The sequence below is a fragment of the Psychrosphaera sp. HA2-10 genome (assembly GCF_055693745.1).
Genome location: NZ_CM146341.1, coordinates 2,743,567 through 2,766,348 on the forward strand (window position 1 = coordinate 2,743,567; position 22,782 = coordinate 2,766,348).

Here is a 22,782-nt window from a genome sequence, read left to right on the forward strand (position 1 = left end):
GTTGTGGAAATCGCATATTTTATTGGCCTAACTTTATGTTTGCTTGGATATTTAACCAATGCTGCGCTTTTATTTGGTAGTCGAGCAAAAGGTCCGGTTCGTTCAATATTTTTACTTACCTATATAACCATGATTATTTGGGTGATTGGTTATGCGCTAGGCGCTTCTGTATCGAGTTCACCGTTTTTCATATCACCATTGCTAGAATCTTTTCAAATTGCAATGTGGACGCTTTTGTTACTGGCAATATTAGACTCGCAGCACGAAAAGATTAGCAGTTTTATTAGAGGTAAGTTTGTACTAACTATTGGCTTTCTAGTTGTCATATTTAATATGGCGATATTTTCTCCACTTTTAAGTCCCGCTTTAGAACTGCAAATTATTATTGGCGCAAGCCTGCTAGGTAGCATCATTCAGCTTATTCTTATTGAACAAATTTATCGTAGTGCAGGTGACAATAAATGGGCTTATAAGCCTTTGGTATTGGGCCTAGCAATGGTAAACATTTTTCACTTAGTAATGATGTCGAATGCCTTGTTATTAAGTAATGTTGACATTAATTACTTAGCTTCGAGACCCTATATATATGCGATGTTAACGCCTTTCCTATTGCTGAGCATGAAACGAGTTTCGGCATGGAATTTACGCGTATTTATCTCTAGAGATGTTGTATTAAACAGTTCTCTCTTGCTGTTTTCAGGTATTTATCTGTTGATCATGGCGTTGACGGGCTACATTATTCAGCAAATTGGGGCTTCTTGGTCAGGAGTAATACAAACGGTATTTATTGCTGGAGCTTTAGTTGCTTTGGCTTATATCTTTATTTCAGAGTCACTTCGCAAATATTTCCGCACTTATATTCAAAAGCATTTTTACGCAAATCAGTTTGACTATCGCGAAGAGTGGTTAAAGTTAACAAATACCCTAAATGAAGCGGAAGGCGATAAAGACTTTTACGTTACTAGCCTTAAAGGGGTTTGTGGCTCGTTACATTATTCTACCGGTGCTTATATCGTGCGTAGACATGAACACTTAGAATTAACCACGCCCGATGTTTTTGGACTGTCACACAAAGGCATGCTTGAATTACATTGCCTCATTCCAAAACTAGATAAAAGTCACTGGATTTTAGACTTGCCAGATTTTGACCGAGAAGAATATAAAACTCATTTTAGTGACTGCAAAGTCGAGGCGTTAATGGCCGATGGCATAGAAATAGTCTTGCCTATCTTTATTAATAAAGAACTACATGGCTGCTTTTTATTATCCAGTAAAAATGCCGACCGAATTAAAATTAACTGGGAAATACGAGACTATCTAACCGCAGTATCGTCACAGGTAAGTAGCTTTATTCGATCGGGTGAAGCAAAAGAACGGCTAGAAGAGAACGCAAAATTTGCTGCTTTTAATAGAATGTCAGCGTTTGTTGTACATGATCTTAAAAACGTTATCGCTCAAATCGGTATGATTGTTAGTAACAGCAAGAAGTTTAGAGATAACCCAGAATTTATAGATGATACCTTTGAAACGCTTGAGCACACTAAGGTTCGCATGGATAAAATGCTAACGCAGCTGAAGGACAAACAGCAACAAAGAAGCTCGGAGGCCCTGATAGAGGTTAATCGGACGTTATCGGAAGTTGTTGAACAATTTCAAAATGCTAAACCTAAGCCGTTATTTGTTGCACACCCAAACGAGCTATCAATTGCACTTGATAAAGACAGGTTTAGTTCCGTTATCGGCCATCTCATCGACAATGCCCAACAAGCAACAGACGAAAACGGATCTGTTCTGGTGAAGCTTACATTGGACAGCCATAAGCAAGATATTAAGATTATTATTTCCGATACAGGCATTGGAATGAGCCAAGATTTCATTGATAATCAACTATTCAAGCCATTTGAAACCACAAAAGGAAATGCAGGCATGGGCGTTGGCGTATACGAAGCAAAAACCTTTGCTGCAGAAAGTGGTGGCATATTAACGGTAAATAGTGATTTGGGAATTGGCACCACTTTTGTGATGTGCTTACCTCTGACGACAAGGGAAGACTGATGGACAAGTTATTAATTGTTGAAGACGACTTAGGTATTCAAAAGCAACTTAAATGGGGCTTATCTGATTATGAATTGATTTTTGCCGAGGATCGTCAAAAAGCTATTTCTCAATTACGCCGCCATGAGCCAAAAGTTGTTACGTTAGATTTGGGCTTGCCACCTGACCCCGCCAATGCTTCTGAAGGCTTAGCTATTCTTGCTGAAATAATGTCACTCGCGCCGAATACCAAAGTTATTGTTGTTACTGGCAACTCTGACAAAGCCAATGCATTAAAAGCGATTGAGCTAGGAGCTTACGATTTTTATCAGAAACCTATTGATATGGAGACGCTGTCGATTATTGTTGGTCGCGCTTTCCACCTTGCTAAATTAGAAGCCGAACATCGCTCGTTGCAACATGGCCAAAATCCGTTCGGTGGTATTATTGGAAATAGCCCTGATATTCAAAAGGCATGTCGTTTAGCAGAGCGAATTGCGAAAGCAGACATCACTACCTTATTGCTTGGCGAAAGTGGTACAGGTAAAGAAGTATTCGCACGCGCCATTCATGATGCTAGTCCGAGAAACAAAGGGCCGTTTGTTGCTATCAACTGCGCGTCTATTCCAGATAATTTGTTAGAAAGTGAGCTTTTTGGTTACGAAAAAGGTGCATTTACCGGCGCCGCTAAAACCACCAAAGGTAAAGTCGAGTTTGCAAACGGTGGCACTTTATTTTTAGATGAAATTGGCGATATGCCATTAAATTTACAAGCCAAGATGTTACGTTTTTTACAAGAGCGTGTAATCGAACGTGTTGGCGGGCGTAGTGAAATTTCCGTTAATGTTCGGGTTATTTGCGCGACACATCGTGATTTACCAGATATGTCAAAGCGTGAAGAGTTTCGTGAAGACTTATATTATCGTGTCGGTGAAGTCACGATAGAAATTCCACCGTTACGCGATCGAAGTGGTGATGTTGTTGTATTAGCAAAGCACTTTCTAAATATTTTTAATAAAGAGTTTTCGCAGAATGTACGAGGTTTCTCGGAAGATGCCATTCAAGCCATGATGAACCATAATTGGTCGGGTAATATTCGTGAGCTACAAAACAAATTAAAGTCAGCAGTAATTATTTCTGATGCTAATTTAATTACCGCTGAAGATTTAGGTTTTTATAATGTTGCTTCAAGTGACAATGAAGTGACCGAGCTGAATTTAAAAGCGGTAAGAGAAAACGCCGAAAGTCAGGCTATAAGAACCGCATTTGCACAGGCAAAGCATAATATTTCACGCACGGCTGAACTACTTGGAGTAACACGCCCAACCCTTTATTCTTTGATTGATAAGTACAATTTAAAAGACATAAAGCCAGATTAATTCTGGCTTTATCTACTCATATTTTAATAACGTTGAATACCTAAAGCTTTATGATCAGTCGCCCTGGTTACTAGTCGCCCTGCCAGGTAAATAGATCGTCCAAACCAACATTAAACTCTCTAGCGATTCGAAACGCCGTTTCTAATGATGGTGAATATCGACGCTGTTCAATTGCTGCAACCGTTTGGCGAGTAACACCCACTAAGTCACCCAATTGTCCTTGAGTCATATTGCCATGGCGCTCTCTTAATTCTTTTACCGTATTAGCGATAGGAATTAATTTAGCCACACTTAAAACCCTCTTCGATATAAGACGATTTGCGCGATATATTCAGTTATTTGGCTAAATACTAAACTACCAAATACGATATAAAACAACAGGCCACCGTCGGCTAATACTAGATAATGAATCAAACCTGACACCACACCAAAGCCCAGAATAAAGCTAGACCAATGACTTGCTTTAACAAGAATACCTTGGTCTCGTTCATCTAATGCAGAATTAGCGTCTTTAGGCGCCAAAATGGCAATAACGATTTGTCCCACTACCGATATCACCACGAGTACTATTGTGTACGCAATTAACATAGGTAATGAAGGTTCTATAAGATGACCAGCTACACTTGATAACCCAAGTAAGCTAGAAATATATAGTGCTGTTGTTATAGATAATGCAATTAACATTACCCAAGCTGATTTCTCGTGAAATGACATGACTTTTCCTTAGTTTGGCCTAATAGTTATGTTAAAAATACTTAACATTGATAATGGGTCAAATATAGGGCTAAAGATTTTTCATGTCAAATATTTTTAACATGGGGATTTATGCGTGAATGTCTGATTATCGGTTTTCTAACATCAGCTAGCTAGTTAAGTTTTATTGTCAGTACTACTGTCAGCTGAGTTTGCGCTTGATTCATTTTGAATTTTTAGCTCTTTTAGAATCTGACTTTGTACCAATAAAGAACGACGACTCATCATTAAAATAGACTCTAGTAGCGTTTCAATTTTTTCGGTATTTAGTCCACTGCCCATTAATGCAGAGTTAAGATCTGCAAGCTCAGACTCCGATGGCATAAAGTCTTTATCTCTGCCTGATAAATCAGTTTTATTACCACCAGCATTTGGATTAGAAGCGGTCGCTGGCATACCAGAATGCCGAATAGTTTGGACGTCATCTACCTGATGATTAAGCTCACTTGAAACCTCTTTGATCACGTCATTAATAACATCAACATCTATGGTATGTTTTTCTTCCATAAAGGTGAATAACAGAACGCGATCTAAAAAGGTATTGATTTTACGAGGGATTCCGTCTGTGAATTTATGTACTAAGGACACAGCCTCTTGCGAAAACAAAGGCTCACCTTGCCAACCAGCCTTATTCATGCGGAAGTTTATATAATTATATAGTTCTAACTCACCTAGTGGGTTTAGGCTTGCAGATGCGATGACTCGTTGCCTAAACTGCTCCATGATTGGTGCGCTCAGTACACCTTCTAGTTCCGTTTGACCGAGTAAAAAGCTTTGGATAATCGACTTACCATCAACCTGAATATTCGATAACATTCTCAGCTCTTCAATAGACTCAACCGGTAAGTTTTGGGCTTCATCTATGATAAGCAACATTCTGCGTCCCATCGCACTTAAACGACGCATATAGTCAGTTAACTCTGCAATATGAGCGGCTTTAGTATCGCCCTCTGGGTGTAGTCTAAATAACTTGGTTATAGATATTATTAAATCGTCTGGAGATAAGTTAGGTGTAACTAGCTGTCGAGCGACAATATTTTCTTCTTCTAACTGTGAAATTAAGTGATTGGCGATTGTTGTTTTACCTGTGCCTACATTGCCTGTAATAACAATAAAACCTTCGCTTTGAGTAAGGCCATATTGTAAATAGGACAGCGCCTTTTGATGACCTGTACTAGCAAAAAAGATCTCAGGATCTGGGGTCAACTGAAATGGCTTGCGTGTTAACCCAAAAAACTCCTCGTACATTACTTAATTTCTCCATCAAAGTAACTTTCTATGTTTATGTGCGAAAGCTTAACATACTCGCTCTAGCCTTTAACGAATTTGTGGCTAAGCAATTAAAATTATCAAACTTTAAGATTTATTATTACTGCTATTATTTACGCCTAGTTAAAATAAGCGTTAGGGCCGGCACCCAAATTAACGACGCTAAGGTAGTAAATGCTAACCCTGTAATTATTACGGTACCCATAGGTTGCCATAAATCACCACCATAGAGTGTTAATGGTAACAAACCTACCACTGTCGTTAATGAGGTAAGAATGACTGGCGTGAATCGACTCGCTACCGACGCGACCATCGCTTCTTTCGCTGAGTTAAAACGATAACGGCCTCGATTAAAACCATCCACCACAATAATTGCATCGTTCACCATGATACCAATCAAGCTAATTAAACCAATAAACGCCATCATGGAAAAACTTAAGCTAGTTATGAACATACCAAATACCGATCCGGCAAAGGCAATGGGTAACAGACTTATAATAACTAATGGCTGTGCAAAACTATTAAACTGAATAAATAGCAGCACAAAAATACTTACCACTACCACGATGAGTATTTGTGATAACCCACCAAAACTCTCTTTTCGTGCCTCTTCTTCGCCACCAACCTTATAGCTTAAGCCGTTATGCCACGACAAGCTTTGCAAGTAGTCTTCAATTTTTGCTGTGATTTCAGCCACATTGCCAGGCTGAACCACATCGGCAGAAACGCGAGCCATTCTAATACGTTGATAATGATAAAACGCCGGTTTTAAACGTGTGGCTTGTATCGATGCAATCGCTGATAAAGGAATATCAAGACCGGCATTATTTTTGATATACAGTGACTCTAACGCGTCTACCGACTCTTGCTGACTACGAATTAAAATTGGATAGGCCTGACCAAAACGGTCGTTAATTTCTGCTGCAAACTCGCCATCAATCATTAAACTCACTTGCTGCTCCGCAGAAGCAAGATCGACATTGCGCTGCTTTGCTTTAATTTCGTCTATTTTTATATCGTAAGCAAAACCAGACTCTGCCGTGATGTTGCGCACATCAAAAGTATGTTCAAGGCTTTCGATGTAGGCCTGTAATTCTGCGGCCCGATTAGCAAGCTGATCTAAATCGTCACCTAATATTCTAAACGTAATAGGCCTGTCGGTTACTGGACCTTGTTGAAATTCAAAGACGTTGATTTTACCTAAACTAGAATTCGCATATTTAGTTCGTATCGTATTAATCATGCTTTGAATTTTATCTTTTTCGTAATTGTCAGCTATCACCATTAACTGTGCATAATTGGCACGCCCACGATCTGACGTATGGTTGTAGTATATGCGTGGACTTGTGGCACCGACGGTTGTCACCACATTTTTTACATATTTTAATTTTTGTAACTCTTCGCTTAGCTTTAACGCAGACTCTTGAGTAAAGGCAAGTGAGGACTGTACCGGCGTTTCTAAATTAACCACCAGCATGCTTTTCTCTGCTTTTGGAAATAGACTTACGCCCACTTTCGACATTAAGCTAATACAAGCAAATAACCCAACTGCAAATACCAAAAGCACCAAGATAGGTCTCACTAACAGCTTATTTAACAGTTTAGAGAACCAACCCTCGGCAAACTTATTTAACTTGTACGACAGTGTCCAACTCGACTCCTTTGATACACCAAACACACTCATTAATACCGGTAAAACAATAAGAGCAACGACTAATGACACCAGTAATGAAATAGAGACAGATACAGGCAAGGCTCTCATAAAGTCGCCAGTGTCACTTTGTAATAGCAATAACGGTAAAAACGCAAATACCGTAGTTAACGTGCCGGACATTAGTGGCAAACCAACATCACTAATCACCTGTTTAATTGCCTCAATTCGACTCGATACCTTATCTTGTACCTTCACAAATTGTTCGACGACCACTAAAGAGTTATCTACTAATAGTCCTAAGGCCACTATAAGTCCGGCGATGGTCATTTGCTGTAATACAAACCCCATCAAGTTCATAATCGTTAGCGTTGCAAAAATAGTAATTGGTAACGCCAAAGATACCCAAAACGACTGTTTGAAGCCCATAAAGAAGAACAGGCAAACTAAAATTAATAAAAGGCCACTCGCGAGATCTCTTAAAAAGCCGTTAATTCGATAATGAACACTATCTTCTTGAGCAAATATAGTTTGAGTTTGTAAGTCTGGATGAGATGTAGAAAATTCGGCAAGCACCTGCTCGACTTGTCCACCAAGTTCATAAATGTTGGCGCCCATACGCTGTTGAGCGGTGACAAAAACAACTGGTTTATCGGCTACAAACGCTAAGTTGTCAGGGTTATTAAAGTCTATTTTTACACTTGCTACATCAGCGAGGGTAATTTGCGCTGAGTCGTGCATTTTGATCACTGTATTTTGCAGTTGCGATATATCTTTATACTCACCGGACAAGTTTATCGTAAACCTAACTTGTTTATCATCGATATATCCTGCGTGTGTTGATTGACCTCTTTCCGCGACTGCCGCCATTACTTCTTGAATATTAACTTTATAGCGAATCAGTTTTGCAGGATCAACATCTACCGCAACGACTAACTGAGGCAAGCCCCATACTTCGGACTGTTGGATATTTGGTAACGCTTGCAATAGGTTTTTTAGTTTATTGGCACCGCGTTGAATGGTTTGCCAATCATTGTCAGGATGCGAAATAGCTAACTGTAAAACATTAACTGTGGTTGGGGACGCTTTAAAGAAGATGACATTCTGCACATCATCCGGTAGCTCTCCTCTTATTCGTGTAACCGCACGAACAATTTCGTCGAAACCATCTTCTGGGTTAGTTCCGTGAATAAACTTTATAATCATATTCACAGAGCCATGACGGGCTCTTGATTCTATCGTTTTTATGTTTTCAACCAGCCCAAGTGATCGCTCTATTGGTTCAATTACCTGAGTTTCCAAAAGTAACGGCGACATGCCAGGGACAATGACTTCGACAACATTTATCGGTAATAAAAACTGCGGATCTTCCGCCTTTGGCATGGTTAATAACGAGTTGCCCCCGAGCAAAAAAACCATCGCTAGCAACAAACCTAACAAGCGAATATTTTTTGACAGGTATTGGTTTACCGAGTGCAACATAGATGCATTAATCCATTTTTACGATATTGATTGACGATTGAGAGTCTGCTTTAACGTAAACATACTCTGAATTATGATCGATGACTTTCAAACGCTTTGGTGTCGCTTTTTTGCCATCGTTGTTGAGCATTAAGATAGCCGTTTGATTAAAGTCTAGCTGTACATAATCCGCAGGGATCGGGTAAACCATGTTCATTGACTGCGTTAAGGTGACATTGTATAGCGAGCCAACTCGCGTATTCTCAGTATCAGTGATCATAATTTTTACAACAAATAGGCCTGTATTAGCTTCTGGCATTTGCGGTACGGTTTTAACTTCGCCTAAAAGCTTTGCGTCGCTGCTACGATTTTCTAACATAATTTTTTGACCAACGGCCAAATGCATCAACAGTTGATCTTGTACTGCTACTTCAACCACTAAGTTATCTGCAACCGGCGCGATAGAAATGACGGCTTGACCGGCGTTAACAAATTCACCGGCATCGATATAACGACTAATTACTACACCATCAAACGGCGCAACAATTAGTGCAGCATCGAGAAACTCTCGTGTACGAATGATTTGTGCTCTAAGTTGTGAGGAGCGAGACTTCTGTCGGTCGACATCGCTTTGAGAAACGGCATTCACTTTTTTAAGTTTTTTGAGTCGTTCAATCTCTTTATTAACGAATGCCTTTTCTGCAATTAGTTGGTTTAATTCAGATGACAGATCGTCGGTATCGACTTTTGCTAATACATCGCCTTTTTTAAAGGTTTGACCCTCTTCCAACGATAATTCAATGACGTTACCCGCTGACTTAAACGACTGTTGATAGGTCTTAAAAAACGCTAATTGACCAACTCTAGTATTGGTTTTGACATAAGGCTCAGCCTTTATTTCCATGGCTTCAGAGGCAATAGCCGACGTTGTCCAAAGGGCAAGTACAGCCAATAGAATTACTACTCGATATATCAATGTCGACTCCTTGTGAATTGAGACCCTTCAGTACCTAATATTCCCTTAGAAATACTGAAATATGTAATCTTGAGTCATTATAGTATGTGAGGGGCTTTTTTTTATCCATTACTCAATAAAATATTTTCACCAAAACTGAAAAAAAGGTTCTAATTTTCTGGGTTTTTGTTCTAGTCTTGTGGAATACCCGAGCGATGACGCTCAGACACTTTTTCTTTAAAAATTAATTTATTAAGGCTACTAATGAAAATCGCCATCTTGTCCCGTAATGAAAACCTGTACTCTACACGTCGCTTAAAAGAAGCGGGTGAAGCACTAGGTCACGAAGTTGATATTATCGACACGCTTCATTGTTATATGGACATCACTTCAAGCCGACCAACAGTTCGTTATCACGGTAAAGACTTACCTAAATACGATGCTGTTATTCCCCGTATTGGTGCGTCGGTCACTTTTTACGGAACTGCGGTAGTTCGACAGTTTGAAATGACGGGTACTTTCTCTGTAAATGAGTCGGTAGCGATTAGTCGTTCACGCGATAAATTACGCTCGTTACAATTATTGTCGCGTAAAGGCATTGGCCTACCTCGTACTGGTTTTGCGAGTCGCCCTGATAAAATTAAAGATTTAATTAAAAATGTTGGTGGCGCGCCTCTCGTTATTAAGTTACTTGAAGGTACGCAGGGAATTGGCGTAGTACTAGCAGATACTAACAAGGCAGCTGAAGCAATTATCGAAGCGTTCATGGGCCTAGAAGCAAACATCTTAGTACAAGAGTTTGTTAAAGAAGCGGGCGGTGCTGACATTCGTTGTTTAGTGATCGGCGGCAAAGTGGTTGCAGCGATGAAGCGTCAAGGTGCAGAAGGCGAATTCCGTTCTAACCTACACCGTGGCGGTAGCGCAACGCTGGTTAAATTATCAAAAGCTGAACGTGAAACAGCGGTAAACGCAGCAAAAGCGATGGGCTTAAACTTCTGTGGTGTTGATTTATTACAATCGGCAAGTGGACCTATGGTGATGGAAGTAAACTCTTCGCCAGGTCTTGAAGGTATTGAAACGGCAACAGGTAAAGATGTTGCGAAAATGGTATTTGAGTTTATTGAAAAAAATGCAAAACCAAACAACAACCGTACTAAAGGTAAAGGTTAATGGCGCAAAGCTCGTTGATTATCGATGGTAATGAAATTCTTCCTGGCACAAATGTTAAGTTAGAATTACCCGTTGCTAAACTGTACACAGACTCCGATGTTTCCTTGCCGATTCATGTGTTTCGTGCAAAAAAACCAGGACCGACTGTATTTGTTAGTGCCGCTATCCATGGTGATGAACTCAACGGCATAGAAATTATCCGTCGTGTAATTTCAAATCCTAAATTTAAGATATTACGTGGCACCTTAATCGCGGTGCCAATTGTTAACGTTTACGGTGTGGTAAACCAAAGCCGATATATGCCTGACAGACGTGATTTAAACCGTAGCTTCCCTGGCTCAGCCAAAGGCTCATTAGCATCTCGTGTTGCAAACAAGTTTTTGACCGAGATTGTTAGTAAATGTGATTATGGTATCGACTTGCATACAGGCGCGATACATAGATCTAACTTGCCACAAATTCGCGCTAACTTAGAAGACCAAGAGACGAGTGAGTTAGCACAGTTGTTTGGTGTGCCGGTAGTATTAAACGCTGAGATACTTGAAGGTTCTTTGCGAGAAGCGGCCAGCCAAACAAAAACTAAGATCTTGTTGTACGAAGCTGGTGAAGCGTTGCGTTTTGATGAGTTTTCTATTCGTGCCGGTGTGAAAGGCGTTAAAAATATCCTTCGACACTTTGGTATGTTACGTAAAAACAAACACAAACAGGTATCTTGTGCCGTCGCTAAAAACAGCAAGTGGTACCGAGCTAATGCCAGTGGTATTTTTAATACTCGAGTGTCACTAGGTGACAAGGTTGAAAAAGGCGATGTATTGGCTGAAATTGGTAGCCCTTACGGTAACGTCATTAACAAAGTGATTGCCGAAAAGAATGGCATCATTATTGGTCAACAAAACATTCCTTTGGTGCAAGAAGGTGAAGCTATGTTTCACATTGCCTTTTTTACCGAAGAAGAAGATGACATTGTTGAACATATTGAAAACGTTCAAGAACAATTATTACCAGAGTTGTCTGGTGGTTTAGAACAGCAATAGAGATAAAAGCATGACTGATAAACTAATTGTTGGAAATTTAGAAGTAGTTGAATTACCAGAGCTCACAATTTCTGAGCTTGAAGTTCGTGTTGATACTGGCGCAAAAACATCGTCTTTGCATGTTGATAATATTGTCAAATGCAAGCTAGATGGTAAACGAGCAGTGCAGTTTGATATTCACCCTGATATTCATAACGTTAGTAAAATCGTATCGTGTAAAGCGGAGATACATGACATTAGGCGAATCAAATCGTCTAATGGCACGTCAGAACAACGTTATGTGATTAAAACTCCTATGGTCATTGGTGGATTAACATTTGACATTGAAATCACCTTAACGGACCGCTCTGATATGAGCTACTTAATGTTGTTAGGTCGCGAAGGCTTAGGTAACCGATTTTTGGTTGATCCATCGCAAGTATTTCTTTGTTCTGATAAATAAGCTAAGGTTAAAAAGTGTTTATTAATCAAACAAGGAATTCGTATGAAAGCACTTTTTTTAACTTTATTATTAGTTTTTTCCTTTCAGGCTCAAAGTGAAAGCTTTGAGATAATAGATTTTTGTAAGTCCGATTGTTCGTCTGAAAAAAATCAGCTTAAACGACTTGCTAACCAAGGCTCGGCGTTAGCTAAAGTAGCATTAGGCATCATGTTTATTGACGGGACAGGCGAAGATCCTGAAGTAGATAAAGGTTTAAACTATTTGCGCTCGGCTCTAAGACAAAAAGAGCCGTCTGCAATTTTCCAAATGGCCCACTTTTACCACAGAGGCCTTTATGTTGAACAGGACACAGACTTAGCACTAAAACTATATAATAAAGCTGTAAAACTGAAAGTTCCTGAAGCCCACACACAGCTTGAAATTTTAAAAGCCGAGTTATCGGAAAAACAAAACTCTAATGTATCCCTTGTAAGTACACAAATTAACAGTGATGAGAAAGGTAAAACTGACGCTAAGTCATCAAGTATAAAACAAAAACCAGTTGTCTATGGGCAAAATAAAAAGATCCGTACGATGGAACGTATTCGTATTACAAAAAAAATATCTTTTGATCACGTTATTACCGCCGCAAACTCACAAACTTGTACACCCGGCATGTCTTGCGCCTTTCCTTGGCGGTGGGTTAACTTGCCTCTTATTATTGAAGAAGATAAAAGTTAATAAAGCCCCATCAAATCCAGATGGTAATAATTCTCATTAAAACTAATATATTTAGATCCAATCACGCAAAATTGCCGTAAGTTGCTACAGTAAGGTATTAATCAAAAAGGAGATTCTATGAGCGACTTACAAAAAGTTTTATATACAGCACACACTCACACTACAGGTGGTCGTGATGGTGGTACTGCAAAATCTGATGACGGAAAGTTGGATCTATCTTTAAGCGCACCAAGAGCACTAGGTGGCAACGACGGTGAAGGTACTAATCCAGAACAGCTATTTGCGGCAGGTTATTCAGCTTGTTTTATCGGCGCGCTTAAAGCCGTTGCAGCAGGTGATAAAAAGTCAATTCCTGAAGACACTTTTGTTAATGCAAGCGTATCTATCGGTCCTATTGAGCATGGCTTTGGTATTGAGGCTGAGCTAAATGTGTCGTTAGGCGATATGGACAAAGATGACGCCAAAGCCTTAGTAGAAAAAGCGCACCAAGTTTGCCCATATTCTAATGCGACGCGCGGTAACATTAACGTAACGCTAAACGTATTATAAATATCACATATAATTAAAAGCAAAACGCCCTATTTATTAGGGCGTTTTTTTATGTATAGACAAACCTTTTTTTAACTTTCTGGTGCAGGATCCGAGGGCAATGCGCCATCTTTAATGCTTCCAGTGGCTTTTGCCGCTTCCAGCTTTTTATCCGACGCTACCTTTGATGGATTTAAAATTAAACTAACAATCTTCCAACCACCTTTTGGTGATGTCTTTTTATCTGACTTAAAGACTTCAACACGTTTCTCACTAATACTGATCAGCGGAATTAAGTCACGGTCGTACTTATTCAAATAATCTTGGAAAGTAAAGTCTTCGCTAATATTAGTCGTTTTAATGACTGCCCCTTTTTTCATAGCACTAGCAAGGTAACCATAAGTGACGCTCTCACCAAATAACGTTAGCTTTTTAGCAAAACCTTCTGATATTTGATGGCTTTCCATACTGGCATTGTCACTAGTAGCAAGACCTAAAATGGTTGCTTCATGACCAAACTCATGTTCAAAGTGCGTCATTACCATGGGGTTTAACTGCCGATACGGTGACAATACGAGTAAATTGCCTATCCCGGATAAATCCAAGCGTCGAGATGCATGATCAGAAATAGGATTACCAAAGTAGGTGCGAGCATTTTCCATACGCGCTTTTTTAATAGCGTCCCAGTTTGGATCGGCAATAGTTGTCGCAATGTTATTATTCTTAAGTTCCGCCGCTAACGCTCTAGAGAAGTCACTCGCACCAAATAATAGGAAACCATTTGGCTCAGGCTCACGAAGTTTTAGGATTTCTGCAACTTTGGTCGAAGTCAAACTTTGCAAAACAACCGTGGCAATGATCACTAAGAATACCACTGGCACTAAAACGCTAGCTTGCTCGTAACCTTGCTCTTCAAGTTTTAATGAGAATAGTGCAGATACCGCAGCTGCAACAATGCCTCGAGGCGCTATCCAGCTCAGTAACATAAGTTCTTTTAATGGCAGTCCAGTACCAATTGACGAGATAAAAACGCTTAACGGGCGAGCAATAAATATAAGACCGATAATGACAACTATTGCACCAAAGCCCACGGCTTGAATCTCAGCAAAATCGATACGACTTGCTAGTAAAATAAACAGACCTGAGATAAGCAAAACACTTAGCGTTTCTTTAAACTCTAAAATATCATCAACGTTCACATTTTTCATGTTCGCTAGAATCATACCCGCGACTGTCACCGTTAATAAGCCAGACTCATGAGCCATCGCATTAGACATTGCAAATACGCCTAGTACTATGGTTAGCACAGCCGTATTTTGTAAATAGTGTGGGAACCAGTTGCCGCGAATAGCTCGACCTAAAAAGTAACCTGCTGCCGTACCAAAGGCTAATCCTGATAATACAGTTTGTCCAAATGCCCACAGCGTATGAGTAAATGCATCTTGTTGTGTCATTAAAAATTCAAACACTAAAACCGCAAATAACGCGCCAATTGGGTCAATAACAATACCTTCCCAGCGCAAGATATTAGCCACATTTCCCTTTGGTCGTACCGTTCGTAACATAGGCACGATGACGGTTGGCCCAGTTACGGTAACAATTGCAGCAAATAAAGCAGCCAAACCGAGCGGTATATCTAAGCCAATATAGGCTAATGGCGTTACCACCAACCAAGTTATCAATACGCCTACACTACATAGGTTTCGCACCATAGCACCATGCCCGCTAATGTCGGCTATTTTTAGCGTTAAGGCACCTTCAAATAAAATAATAGCTACCGATAGCGAAACAACCGGGAACAGTAAGTCACCAAAAAGCTGATCGGCGTTAATTGTGCCTGTTACTGGACCAACAAAAATTCCGGCAAGTAACAAAAACAAAATCGCCGGCAGTTTTACTCGATGCGCAAAAAACTGACAAGCAATTGAAATGATTCCCACTAATGCTAGTGCGAGTGTTAAATCTGACATATAGGTTCCTGTCTATGAGGATAAGCAATCTCGACAATAACGAACTGTTAAGTGTAGAGCAATAGCAAAAGAATAGTAAAAACTAACGAACTTTCATCCAATTAGGATCAAAATAGTAAAGGTTGATGATAACAGAAAGAGAAAAAAAAGCCTGTTCACTATTGGAACAGGCTTCTGGCAGATATTTAGGATTTAATAAGGCAGAGGAATTTGCTGATCGTTAATCATGAATTGCATATCAAGTAAGCTAATTTTTGATACGAATTGTTTCTCTAATTCCACAATGAAACCTTGCTGAATTAATGAGTTAATTACTGTTCCTGATTGAGCTTGTGCAATTTCTTGAATTTGCTCTTCAGGCATACCTTGAGCTTGCGGATTTTGACGAATCTGAGAAGCTACCATCAGTTGCGCAAAATAGTTTGCTAGTCCTTTATCAATCAGCAACTCACCATTGGCTTTAGTGTGAGTTAACCAAAATTTAGGATCAGCAATATTGTCAGGTAATGCCGTAATATTAACTAATTCCGAGTCTAGCTGACCATTAAAGCTGCCTTGTGCAAAAGTACCATTTAATTTAGTTAAATTTACATGCGGATTTGCTTCGACTAATGCAAGAACGTGTTTACCAATAAACTCAGCTTGCAGCGAGTTATATTGCTCAGGGTCGCTGTCGATCATTTCATTTGCTTGTTTTAAGAAGCCTTCATACGCCTTTAAGAATTCGCTATCAATGTTAGTAAACTCAAATTCAACATCAAAGTCTTGACCATCATATTGACCATCTTTAAACGTTTCTAGGGCATAACCTATCGACATATCGGCCAACTGAGTTGTTTCGTCAAGTTGCGTATCTGTTGTCAACGCTAAACCGGTAAGTTCAACTTTTTGGCCTGTAAGGGCGTTTGTATAGGTCACATCTTCAATCAACATTCTTGCTGTTGAGTCATAAAAGCCCATAGCAAACAGCTGTTCCATTGATACATCACCAGTGAAATCAACATTCATGTTACCGAACATTAACTCACCTTCGGTGACATAAAACTCTGTTGCTAAACCTTTGCCTTGGTAAAAGACGCCTGCGCTTGAAGATTGCCCTTTTCCTTCATACCCTTTATATACGATTTTAAGAGGTTGCTCACAGCCAACACAGTTAAACTCTAGCGCTGGCATCATATCGTTAAACAAATGATTACCTAATAAGGTCATGTGATTGGTAATTTGGTATAAAGGTTGGTTGTTTTCTGTCGTTATATTTTCAGAAATTGAACGACCATCAACACTGGCGGTCATTGTTAACCAACCGAATGTTGCTACATCATTAAAAAGTAGCGGTCCATGTTGCGCGGTTACATCAATAATTGACGTAATCGGCTCCATCGGCTCTTCATTTACATCGGTATTTGGAGACGAAGCGTCGAGGTCGAGGCTAATGCTAATTTTAGCGTCTGAGGCAAACCAAGAAGACTCAAAAGAAGTGATTTCAGCTTTGTATCCTGGAGTTTCATTTAACTTGGCGATTTGCCCGTTTAATACTGACTCAAACTGAGAGCCAACCACTTTTGGGCCAACGATAGCGGTCGCTAAAACTGCACCAGCAACGATAGATAGACCTGTTTTAAGATTACTCATGTTACGTCCTTGTTTGGATTTTATTTTTGTTGTTACCCAATTATGCCCATAAATTTTCCAATGTGTAACTATTTTGAATAATTAACTATGAAGTTAAAAAGGCTTTTTAAAGCACTTTTTTTAACAATCTTGCCCAGCGGCCCAGCCACTGGCCCAAGCCCACTGAAAATTATAGCCACCTAACCAACCACTTACGTCTAACACTTCACCAACAAAATAAAGGTTTGGAACGGTTTTGCACATCATGGTTTTTGATGAAATAGTATCTGTATCTACTCCGCCCAATGTCACTTCTGCCGTACGATACCCTTCAGTACCATTTGGCTTTATCTGCCAGGACTCTAACATTTTGATTACTTGGGCAATTTCTTTATGCTGCAATTGCTTTAATGGTTTGTCCGTTAGCTTTTGTTGTTCAAGAAGTACCTCAACAAACCGTTTTGGTAACCAAGTTGCTAAAGTATTCTTTAGACTTTGATTTGGGTGTTGTTGCTTTTGTTCGTCTAAACTAGTCGTGACGTCTAGGCTTGGTAAAAGATCGATGCTGAGCGCCTCGCCAGGTTGCCAGTAATTCGAAATTTGTAACACAACTGGACCCGATAAACCTCTATGCGTAAACAACATGTCGGCCGCAAATGTGGTGCCATCATTAGACTCTATACGCACAGGCAAACTCACCCCGGATAATTCAGACAGTGCATCCTTATCTTGTTGATGCAAAGTTACTGGCACTAAGCCCGCTTTAGTTGGAAATACTGGCAAACCAAACTGCTCAGCCACTTGATAACCAAAAGGCGTTGCCCCGAGTTTAGGCATTGATAGGCCACCCGTGGCAATGACCACACTTTCACACTGGTAGTTCATCGAAGGTGTTTCAACCACAAAGCCTGAATCTACTTTTTCTATACCTTTAATGTCGGTTCTTAAACGCACCGTTACATTTGCTGCGTCACATTCGGACATTAATATTCGAACAATTTCTTTGGCACTGTCATCACAAAATAACTGACCAAAGTCACGCTCATGATAAGCAACATTATATTTAGCAATAAGACCTAAAAAGTCCCATTGTGTATAGCGAGATAAAGCAGATTTAACAAAGTGAGGATTGCTACAGATGTAGTTATTTGGCTCTACGTCCATATTGGTAAAATTGCAGCGACCACCTCCTGAAATTAAGATCTTTTTACCTGCTTGTTTGGCGTGATCAATAACCAATACGCGGCGTCCTCGGTAACCGGCCTGCGCGGCACACATTAATCCAGCGGCACCAGCACCAATTATTACTACGTCAAAATCTTTATTCATGTTTGTTTAATCACCAATAATTTCAGGTTTAGGTTAGTCAGAGCCTGCATCCACTCTAGAAACAGCGCGCATTTTCCTTGATTGACGCGATAATCACAACCTGTTAAATAAAAGAATAAAAAATATACAACTAAGTGCCTCAAACGGTAGAGTATTTAGCCTAATTAAATTACAATGCGCTCGCTCAAGCTCTCTGGTTTATTTTGGTGATTCATGGTTAAAACTTATCTCTGCATTTTTCTTTTTAGTGCCCTTCTTTTTCCGGCACTTACAAATGCAAAAACTTTACTACGCGATGATGATGACTTTGAGTTAGAACCTATGTTCAAAGATAAAACATGGGATATGTCTGCTGAGTTAGGTATTTTGATTACGTCCGGTACAACTCAGTCTACGTCGTTTTTAGCGAAAGCTAATGCCAACCACGAATGGCAAAACTGGCGGATGCAATACTCGTTTAACGCACTTTACAAAAAAGATGACGTGTATGATGCCGAACAGCAAAAAGAAGTCTTTAAAACCAGTGCCGAAAAATATATTTTTAACTTGCAAGCCGATTACGAGTTAACTGACACCGATGCGGTGTTTGGCTTTTACAGCTATACCGACGATCGATTTGCTGCATACGTAGAATATGCAACCATTGTAGCCGGTTACAGTTTCCGAGCTGTAAATGAAGACGATATGGTTTTAGATCTAAACATAGGTCCAGGTTATGCCAAAGGGTTAACGTCTGAAGGCGAAACTGAACAAGGTTTAATTATACGTGGTTCTGCTGCATTTAAGTGGGACTTCACTGATTACGCACGATTTGTACAAAATGTTTCTATTGAAACCGCCGGATTTAACACCCGAACGATTTCTGAAACCTCGCTAAACACTCGACTTACTAGCTCTATGCAAATGAAAGTTGGGTTCAAAGCGACACACAATACTGAAGTTGAAAGTAATATACCGAAGTTATCTACAGAAACTTCATTAACACTAGTAATGAATATTTAATAAGACGACAAGGATTTATAATGAAAAAGATTTTACCACTTAGCCTTTTAACAGCGGCTATTTTAGCCCCTTCTGCGTTTGCAAACGAAGAAGTAAACCCGTTAGAAGTATCTGCAGAAGCCGGTGTTTTAATTACTACAGGTAATACTGAGTCGTCTTCTTTCTTTGGTAATATTACAGTTGTGCAAAATTTAGAAGAATGGAAAAACACATACACATTCGACATTCTGAAAAAAGACAATGAAATTGTTAACGCTGCCGGCCAAAAAGAAACAGAAACTACTGATGACAGATTCACACTTTCCGCTCAAGGCGATTACAAGTTAGGTCCTAAGTCTGCTGTATTCGTATTTGGTAGCTACACAAACGATGAGTTTGGCGCCTACGAAAAGTACACAACTGTTGCAGCTGGTTATAGCTTCCGTGCATTAGAAAAAGACAATATGCACTTAGACATCAACGTTGGTCCTGGTTATACAAAAGCAGAAACTCAAGCTGGCGAAACTGAAGATGGTTTTGTTGGTCGTGCGTCTGGTGCGTACAAGTGGAAAATATCTAAGTCTGCAACGTTTATTCAAAACGTAAGCTTAGAATATGCCGATTTCAATACGCGTACTATTACTGAAACAGCGCTTAAAACAACGCTTACTGACATGATGAAAATGAAAGTTAGCTACAAGACAATCACTAACTCAGACGTTGCGCCTGGTTTAGACAAAACAGACACAGAAACAGCGGTAACGCTAGTTGTTAACTTCTAAGCAAACGCCTTAAAAGTTGTCTATACAATTTCATCTCATGCTTTTACATTAAGAGTGTGAGATGAAACTTTTACCAAACATGGCGTCTCGCCAATAAATTCCCCATCAGCTTCTATTTCGAGCCCACCTTTAATAATTTCACCTTGATGATCACTGGTAAGTATTTCGTGATGCACTTCTTTTTCGGCTAAGTGCTTACCCATTGTTAATCTCGTTAATAATGCTAACTTTCGATGCAAGGCTAACTTAGGCACTCTTATTAAATGTAAATTTGCCTCCAAAGCTTGCGCATTAGGTGCAATAGGCAAACCACCGCCAAAAAACTTGCTATTGGCGAAGGCCGTTATTAAATTTCTATACTTATAGGTGTTAGCGTTTACGTGACTGTTTGAAGCACTGCTCTCATTGCTGCTAAGCAACAACTCGCATTCTGGCTCGTGGTAAAAGGGAATATATCGCGCAGCAGCAACTAAATAGCTTAACGACTTAAACATCGACTTTTTATGTACGAGTTGTTTGGCGATAACCGCATCAAAACCAACCCCTAGCACATTGTGAAAGTAACGAGTTTTAGCCTTCAACTTACACTCACCTAGGTGCAATGTTTTAGTCTTGTCTGCGATTACAATATCAATTAATTGCTGGTTACTCAGTCCGTTTGGGTATTGTGTGACATCGTACCAACGTTTCGCAAAGTCGTTTCCTGTGCCAGCAGGTAAAAGTCCAATTGCAATATTGTTATTAAGGCCGTCTTGCAACACACAGTTGATAACAACATTAAATGTGCCATCTCCGCCCAATACAATAACGTCACTGAATTCGTTTAGATGATGTTTAAAATAGTGCTGATTTGCCGTCAAATTAGCTTCGGTAGGATACAAGCTATAAGGTAGGCCCTTTGTTTTTAATGCGGTTAATAATTGTTCCAACAAATGTTGTCGCTTGGTATTTTGTACCGGGTTAAAAACAATTAAGAAATGAGGCTTGTTGTTTTTGTTGCCACTTTCCTTACTTAGGTTCAATCTCTATCACCTGTTCGTTTAAGCGAATAACTGAAGGGCCTCGCTGACGATCGTTCGAGATGTTTTTACCACCAAACTCAACCAGAGTGCCACTATAAAGAGTATGGTTTACATGAATTTCAATAACATCCATATAATCACGACGACGCTGAATGATGCGTTTACGTTGAGCACTCAACTTGCCAACTTGTTTTGATAATTTGGCAATTTTCATCTTTAATTCTTGTTTTTGTTGATCTGACATCAACATTTTGAGTTTTTCTTTTAGCTTGTCTTGCTCTTCGCTAAATGGGTGAATTTTTTCCCACAACATATCTTCTTTTTGTTTGAAGACTTTATAAGTACGGTTCATCGATATTCTAGTATCTGCCCCCGCAGGCGCTCCCAAATGGCCAACTTCAATACCTTTGCTCACTTCAATATTACCGCCGATTAACTTGCCATTCGCTTTAGCGCCTTGGCCAACTCGAAGTGATGCTGCAACCACATTACAGTGCGACAATTGTTTATGTACAAATACATCACGCTTGGCACGAATATCGATTTGGTTTGCAAACGCAATATTAACTCGATTACCCGCCTCTAATAGGCAGTTGTATTGACGGCCTGGCTGTTCTGGCTCTAATAACTTACCTGACGCACCAGCAATCACGGTAATTTCACCTTGGCAACGAATAGACGCAGATTCGACAAATCCACCAACTACAACATCGCCGGTGGCAACAACACGCATTTCTGGCGACACATCGCCACTAATAATTACGGTTCCGTTGAACTTGATATGACCTTGTTTTGGTGTCAGCTCGCTGATGGTGTAAACATTGTCTACTTCCATGCGTTCGTCTATCACACGGGCTAACCCTTCGCGACTGGCGACTAATATGTTTGGGTCAAGCTCATCGACAATGGTACCTTGCGACAATTCTAATTCAGCATCTTTGCCTGGTGTTGGAGGTAAATCATCACCAAGAATATTACGACCTGGTTTACCATCTGTTAGGGGGATTTTTTGATATATTTTTTGGCCTGGCTTTACTGTCTCAATATCGCCTAAATCGCGTAAATCAACTTTTCCGCCTTCTTTTTCCGCCGGTTTGCGAAGTTTATCTGAAAATAATTCCACAAGCGGTTTGAAATAAGCGTTTTTGCCATGTTTAGGCTCTAGTCCAAAGGCTATATCGCCTTCAAATATTTCACCGGGCGCTGCGTCAAAACCCTTTTCTAATAGCTTTTCAACTTTAGAGCGCTTAAGACCAAAACGCACACCTTGTAATTTACACGCGGCCTTTACATCATCGATGGACGGCATTTCACCGCCATAAGCACTAACAATTTTAAGTCGGCCAACCATTTTGTCTGGACTAATGATAACGGTCAACTCAGCATCACGTAATTCGGCAATTTTATGGCCAACATCTGCCGTTTCAAATTCACCTTTTTCTATTTCGGCAATTTTTTCGTTAACCAGTTCAGTGAAATTCGTTACTTCGTCGTGCAGTAAAAAGGCTTCAAAAAAGTACGATTCTTCAAATGCATCTATTATGTCTTTCTCGCGCACAGCCTTTGTATCACGCTCACAATGCAACGCGATAAAAGTGTCTTTGCCTTCTTGAGAAAACTTAAAATTGTGCACAATACTTCCTATTACTGCTTATAGATAACGCCAACTGTGTTTGATTGTAACCAAGTTT

At 39.8% G+C, this 22,782-nt stretch carries 19 protein-coding genes; 9 read left to right on the plus strand and 10 right to left on the minus strand.

The window, feature by feature from the left end:
- Positions 1-3: 3 nt before the first annotated feature.
- Both prsK and prsR read left to right on the plus strand, forming a co-directional pair.
- On the plus strand, positions 4-2,055 hold the full coding sequence (gene prsK / locus ACZ1GV_RS12465; RefSeq protein WP_472674442.1) for an XrtA/PEP-CTERM system histidine kinase PrsK: 2,052 nt from the start codon (positions 4-6) through the stop codon (positions 2,053-2,055).
- Positions 2,055-3,413, plus strand: a complete 1,359-nt coding sequence (prsR, locus tag ACZ1GV_RS12470) for a PEP-CTERM-box response regulator transcription factor (RefSeq protein ID WP_210560852.1) — start codon at positions 2,055-2,057, stop codon at positions 3,411-3,413. The genes prsK and prsR overlap by 1 nt, the downstream gene beginning before the upstream one ends.
- A 70-nt stretch (positions 3,414-3,483) precedes the next feature.
- Here prsR and ACZ1GV_RS12475 read toward each other — a convergent pair whose 3' ends face one another.
- The 5 genes from ACZ1GV_RS12475 to ACZ1GV_RS12495 form a co-directional block, all read right to left on the minus strand.
- A complete protein-coding gene (locus ACZ1GV_RS12475) occupies positions 3,484-3,702 on the minus strand; it encodes a helix-turn-helix transcriptional regulator (protein WP_210560851.1) in 219 nt (72 codons plus the stop codon).
- 2 nt (positions 3,703-3,704) lie between these two features.
- On the minus strand, positions 3,705-4,127 hold the full coding sequence (locus ACZ1GV_RS12480; RefSeq protein ID WP_210560850.1) for a hypothetical protein: 423 nt from the start codon (positions 4,125-4,127) through the stop codon (positions 3,705-3,707).
- A 156-nt stretch (positions 4,128-4,283) separates the two neighbouring features.
- Positions 4,284-5,414, minus strand: a complete 1,131-nt coding sequence (locus ACZ1GV_RS12485) for an ExeA family protein (RefSeq protein ID WP_472674443.1) — start codon at positions 5,412-5,414, stop codon at positions 4,284-4,286.
- 130 nt (positions 5,415-5,544) lie between these two features.
- Entirely contained in the window at positions 5,545-8,568 is a 3,024-nt protein-coding gene (locus tag ACZ1GV_RS12490) for an efflux RND transporter permease subunit (protein ID WP_210560848.1), read from the minus strand.
- Between the two features lie 7 nt (positions 8,569-8,575).
- Entirely contained in the window at positions 8,576-9,523 is a 948-nt protein-coding gene (locus tag ACZ1GV_RS12495; RefSeq protein WP_210560847.1) for an efflux RND transporter periplasmic adaptor subunit, read from the minus strand.
- Between the two features lie 243 nt (positions 9,524-9,766).
- Between ACZ1GV_RS12495 and rimK the strand changes: the two genes are divergently transcribed.
- The 5 genes from rimK to ACZ1GV_RS12520 all read left to right on the plus strand — a co-directional run bounded on the left by rimK (position 9,767) and on the right by ACZ1GV_RS12520 (position 13,417).
- Complete coding sequence (gene rimK, locus ACZ1GV_RS12500) at positions 9,767-10,672, plus strand: 30S ribosomal protein S6--L-glutamate ligase (protein ID WP_210560846.1); 906 nt, start codon at positions 9,767-9,769, stop codon at positions 10,670-10,672.
- On the plus strand, positions 10,672-11,706 hold the full coding sequence (locus ACZ1GV_RS12505; RefSeq protein ID WP_472674444.1) for a succinylglutamate desuccinylase/aspartoacylase family protein: 1,035 nt from the start codon (positions 10,672-10,674) through the stop codon (positions 11,704-11,706). Before rimK ends, ACZ1GV_RS12505 begins: the two co-directional genes overlap by 1 nt.
- 10 nt (positions 11,707-11,716) lie before the next feature.
- Positions 11,717-12,148, plus strand: a complete 432-nt coding sequence (locus tag ACZ1GV_RS12510; protein ID WP_472674445.1) for an ATP-dependent zinc protease family protein — start codon at positions 11,717-11,719, stop codon at positions 12,146-12,148.
- 42 nt (positions 12,149-12,190) lie between these two features.
- Positions 12,191-12,868, plus strand: coding sequence for a tetratricopeptide repeat protein (locus tag ACZ1GV_RS12515; protein WP_472674446.1), 678 nt, complete (start codon positions 12,191-12,193; stop codon positions 12,866-12,868).
- Between the two features lie 117 nt (positions 12,869-12,985).
- Complete coding sequence (locus tag ACZ1GV_RS12520; protein WP_472674447.1) at positions 12,986-13,417, plus strand: organic hydroperoxide resistance protein; 432 nt, start codon at positions 12,986-12,988, stop codon at positions 13,415-13,417.
- Positions 13,418-13,488: 71 nt separating this feature from the next.
- Here ACZ1GV_RS12520 and ACZ1GV_RS12525 read toward each other — a convergent pair whose 3' ends face one another.
- The 3 genes from ACZ1GV_RS12525 to ACZ1GV_RS12535 all read right to left on the minus strand — a co-directional run bounded on the left by ACZ1GV_RS12525 (position 13,489) and on the right by ACZ1GV_RS12535 (position 18,306).
- Positions 13,489-15,366 carry a cation:proton antiporter gene (locus ACZ1GV_RS12525; protein ID WP_472674448.1) on the minus strand — a complete coding sequence of 626 codons (1,878 nt, stop codon included), beginning with the start codon at positions 15,364-15,366 and terminating at the stop codon, positions 13,489-13,491.
- A 192-nt stretch (positions 15,367-15,558) separates the two neighbouring features.
- Entirely contained in the window at positions 15,559-16,998 is a 1,440-nt protein-coding gene (locus ACZ1GV_RS12530; protein WP_472674450.1) for a YdgA family protein, read from the minus strand.
- Positions 16,999-17,118: 120 nt separating this feature from the next.
- On the minus strand, positions 17,119-18,306 hold the full coding sequence (locus tag ACZ1GV_RS12535) for a BaiN/RdsA family NAD(P)/FAD-dependent oxidoreductase (protein ID WP_472674451.1): 1,188 nt from the start codon (positions 18,304-18,306) through the stop codon (positions 17,119-17,121).
- A 213-nt stretch (positions 18,307-18,519) separates the two neighbouring features.
- Here ACZ1GV_RS12535 and ACZ1GV_RS12540 point away from each other — a divergent pair, with 213 nt between their 5' ends.
- Positions 18,520-19,308 (plus strand): DUF481 domain-containing protein, encoded by a 789-nt coding sequence (locus tag ACZ1GV_RS12540; RefSeq protein ID WP_210560839.1) that lies wholly within the window; start codon positions 18,520-18,522, stop codon positions 19,306-19,308.
- A gap of 20 nt (positions 19,309-19,328) precedes the next feature.
- A complete protein-coding gene (locus ACZ1GV_RS12545) occupies positions 19,329-20,069 on the plus strand; it encodes a DUF481 domain-containing protein (protein WP_472674452.1) in 741 nt (246 codons plus the stop codon).
- 35 nt (positions 20,070-20,104) lie between these two features.
- Here the strand turns inward: ACZ1GV_RS12545 and ACZ1GV_RS12550 are convergent, their stop codons facing one another.
- Positions 20,105-21,091, minus strand: a complete 987-nt coding sequence (locus ACZ1GV_RS12550) for a diacylglycerol/lipid kinase family protein (protein WP_472674453.1) — start codon at positions 21,089-21,091, stop codon at positions 20,105-20,107.
- On the minus strand, positions 21,078-22,724 hold the full coding sequence (locus ACZ1GV_RS12555) for a DUF342 domain-containing protein (protein ID WP_472674454.1): 1,647 nt from the start codon (positions 22,722-22,724) through the stop codon (positions 21,078-21,080). Before ACZ1GV_RS12555 ends, ACZ1GV_RS12550 begins: the two co-directional genes overlap by 14 nt.
- Positions 22,725-22,782: the final 58 nt, after the last annotated feature.

Excerpts from the sequence above, each read along its gene's own strand:
- ACZ1GV_RS12535 (WP_472674451.1), bottom strand. The coding sequence starts at position 18,306 with ATGAATAAAGATTTTGACGTAGTAATAATTGGTGCTGGTGCCGCTGGA.
- ACZ1GV_RS12525 (WP_472674448.1), bottom strand. The coding sequence starts at position 15,366 with ATGTCAGATTTAACACTCGCACTAGCATTAGTGGGAATCATTTCAATT.
- ACZ1GV_RS12505 (WP_472674444.1), top strand. The coding sequence starts at position 10,672 with ATGGCGCAAAGCTCGTTGATTATCGATGGTAATGAAATTCTTCCTGGC.
- ACZ1GV_RS12485 (WP_472674443.1), bottom strand. The coding sequence starts at position 5,414 with ATGTACGAGGAGTTTTTTGGGTTAACACGCAAGCCATTTCAGTTGACC.
- ACZ1GV_RS12545 (WP_472674452.1), top strand. The coding sequence starts at position 19,329 with ATGAAAAAGATTTTACCACTTAGCCTTTTAACAGCGGCTATTTTAGCC.
- ACZ1GV_RS12510 (WP_472674445.1), top strand. The coding sequence starts at position 11,717 with ATGACTGATAAACTAATTGTTGGAAATTTAGAAGTAGTTGAATTACCA.
- ACZ1GV_RS12540 (WP_210560839.1), top strand. The coding sequence starts at position 18,520 with ATGGTTAAAACTTATCTCTGCATTTTTCTTTTTAGTGCCCTTCTTTTT.
- ACZ1GV_RS12530 (WP_472674450.1), bottom strand. The coding sequence starts at position 16,998 with ATGAGTAATCTTAAAACAGGTCTATCTATCGTTGCTGGTGCAGTTTTA.
- ACZ1GV_RS12490 (WP_210560848.1), bottom strand. The coding sequence starts at position 8,568 with ATGTTGCACTCGGTAAACCAATACCTGTCAAAAAATATTCGCTTGTTA.
- ACZ1GV_RS12515 (WP_472674446.1), top strand. The coding sequence starts at position 12,191 with ATGAAAGCACTTTTTTTAACTTTATTATTAGTTTTTTCCTTTCAGGCT.
- prsR (WP_210560852.1), top strand. The coding sequence starts at position 2,055 with ATGGACAAGTTATTAATTGTTGAAGACGACTTAGGTATTCAAAAGCAA.
- ACZ1GV_RS12520 (WP_472674447.1), top strand. The coding sequence starts at position 12,986 with ATGAGCGACTTACAAAAAGTTTTATATACAGCACACACTCACACTACA.
- ACZ1GV_RS12480 (WP_210560850.1), bottom strand. The coding sequence starts at position 4,127 with ATGTCATTTCACGAGAAATCAGCTTGGGTAATGTTAATTGCATTATCT.
- rimK (WP_210560846.1), top strand. The coding sequence starts at position 9,767 with ATGAAAATCGCCATCTTGTCCCGTAATGAAAACCTGTACTCTACACGT.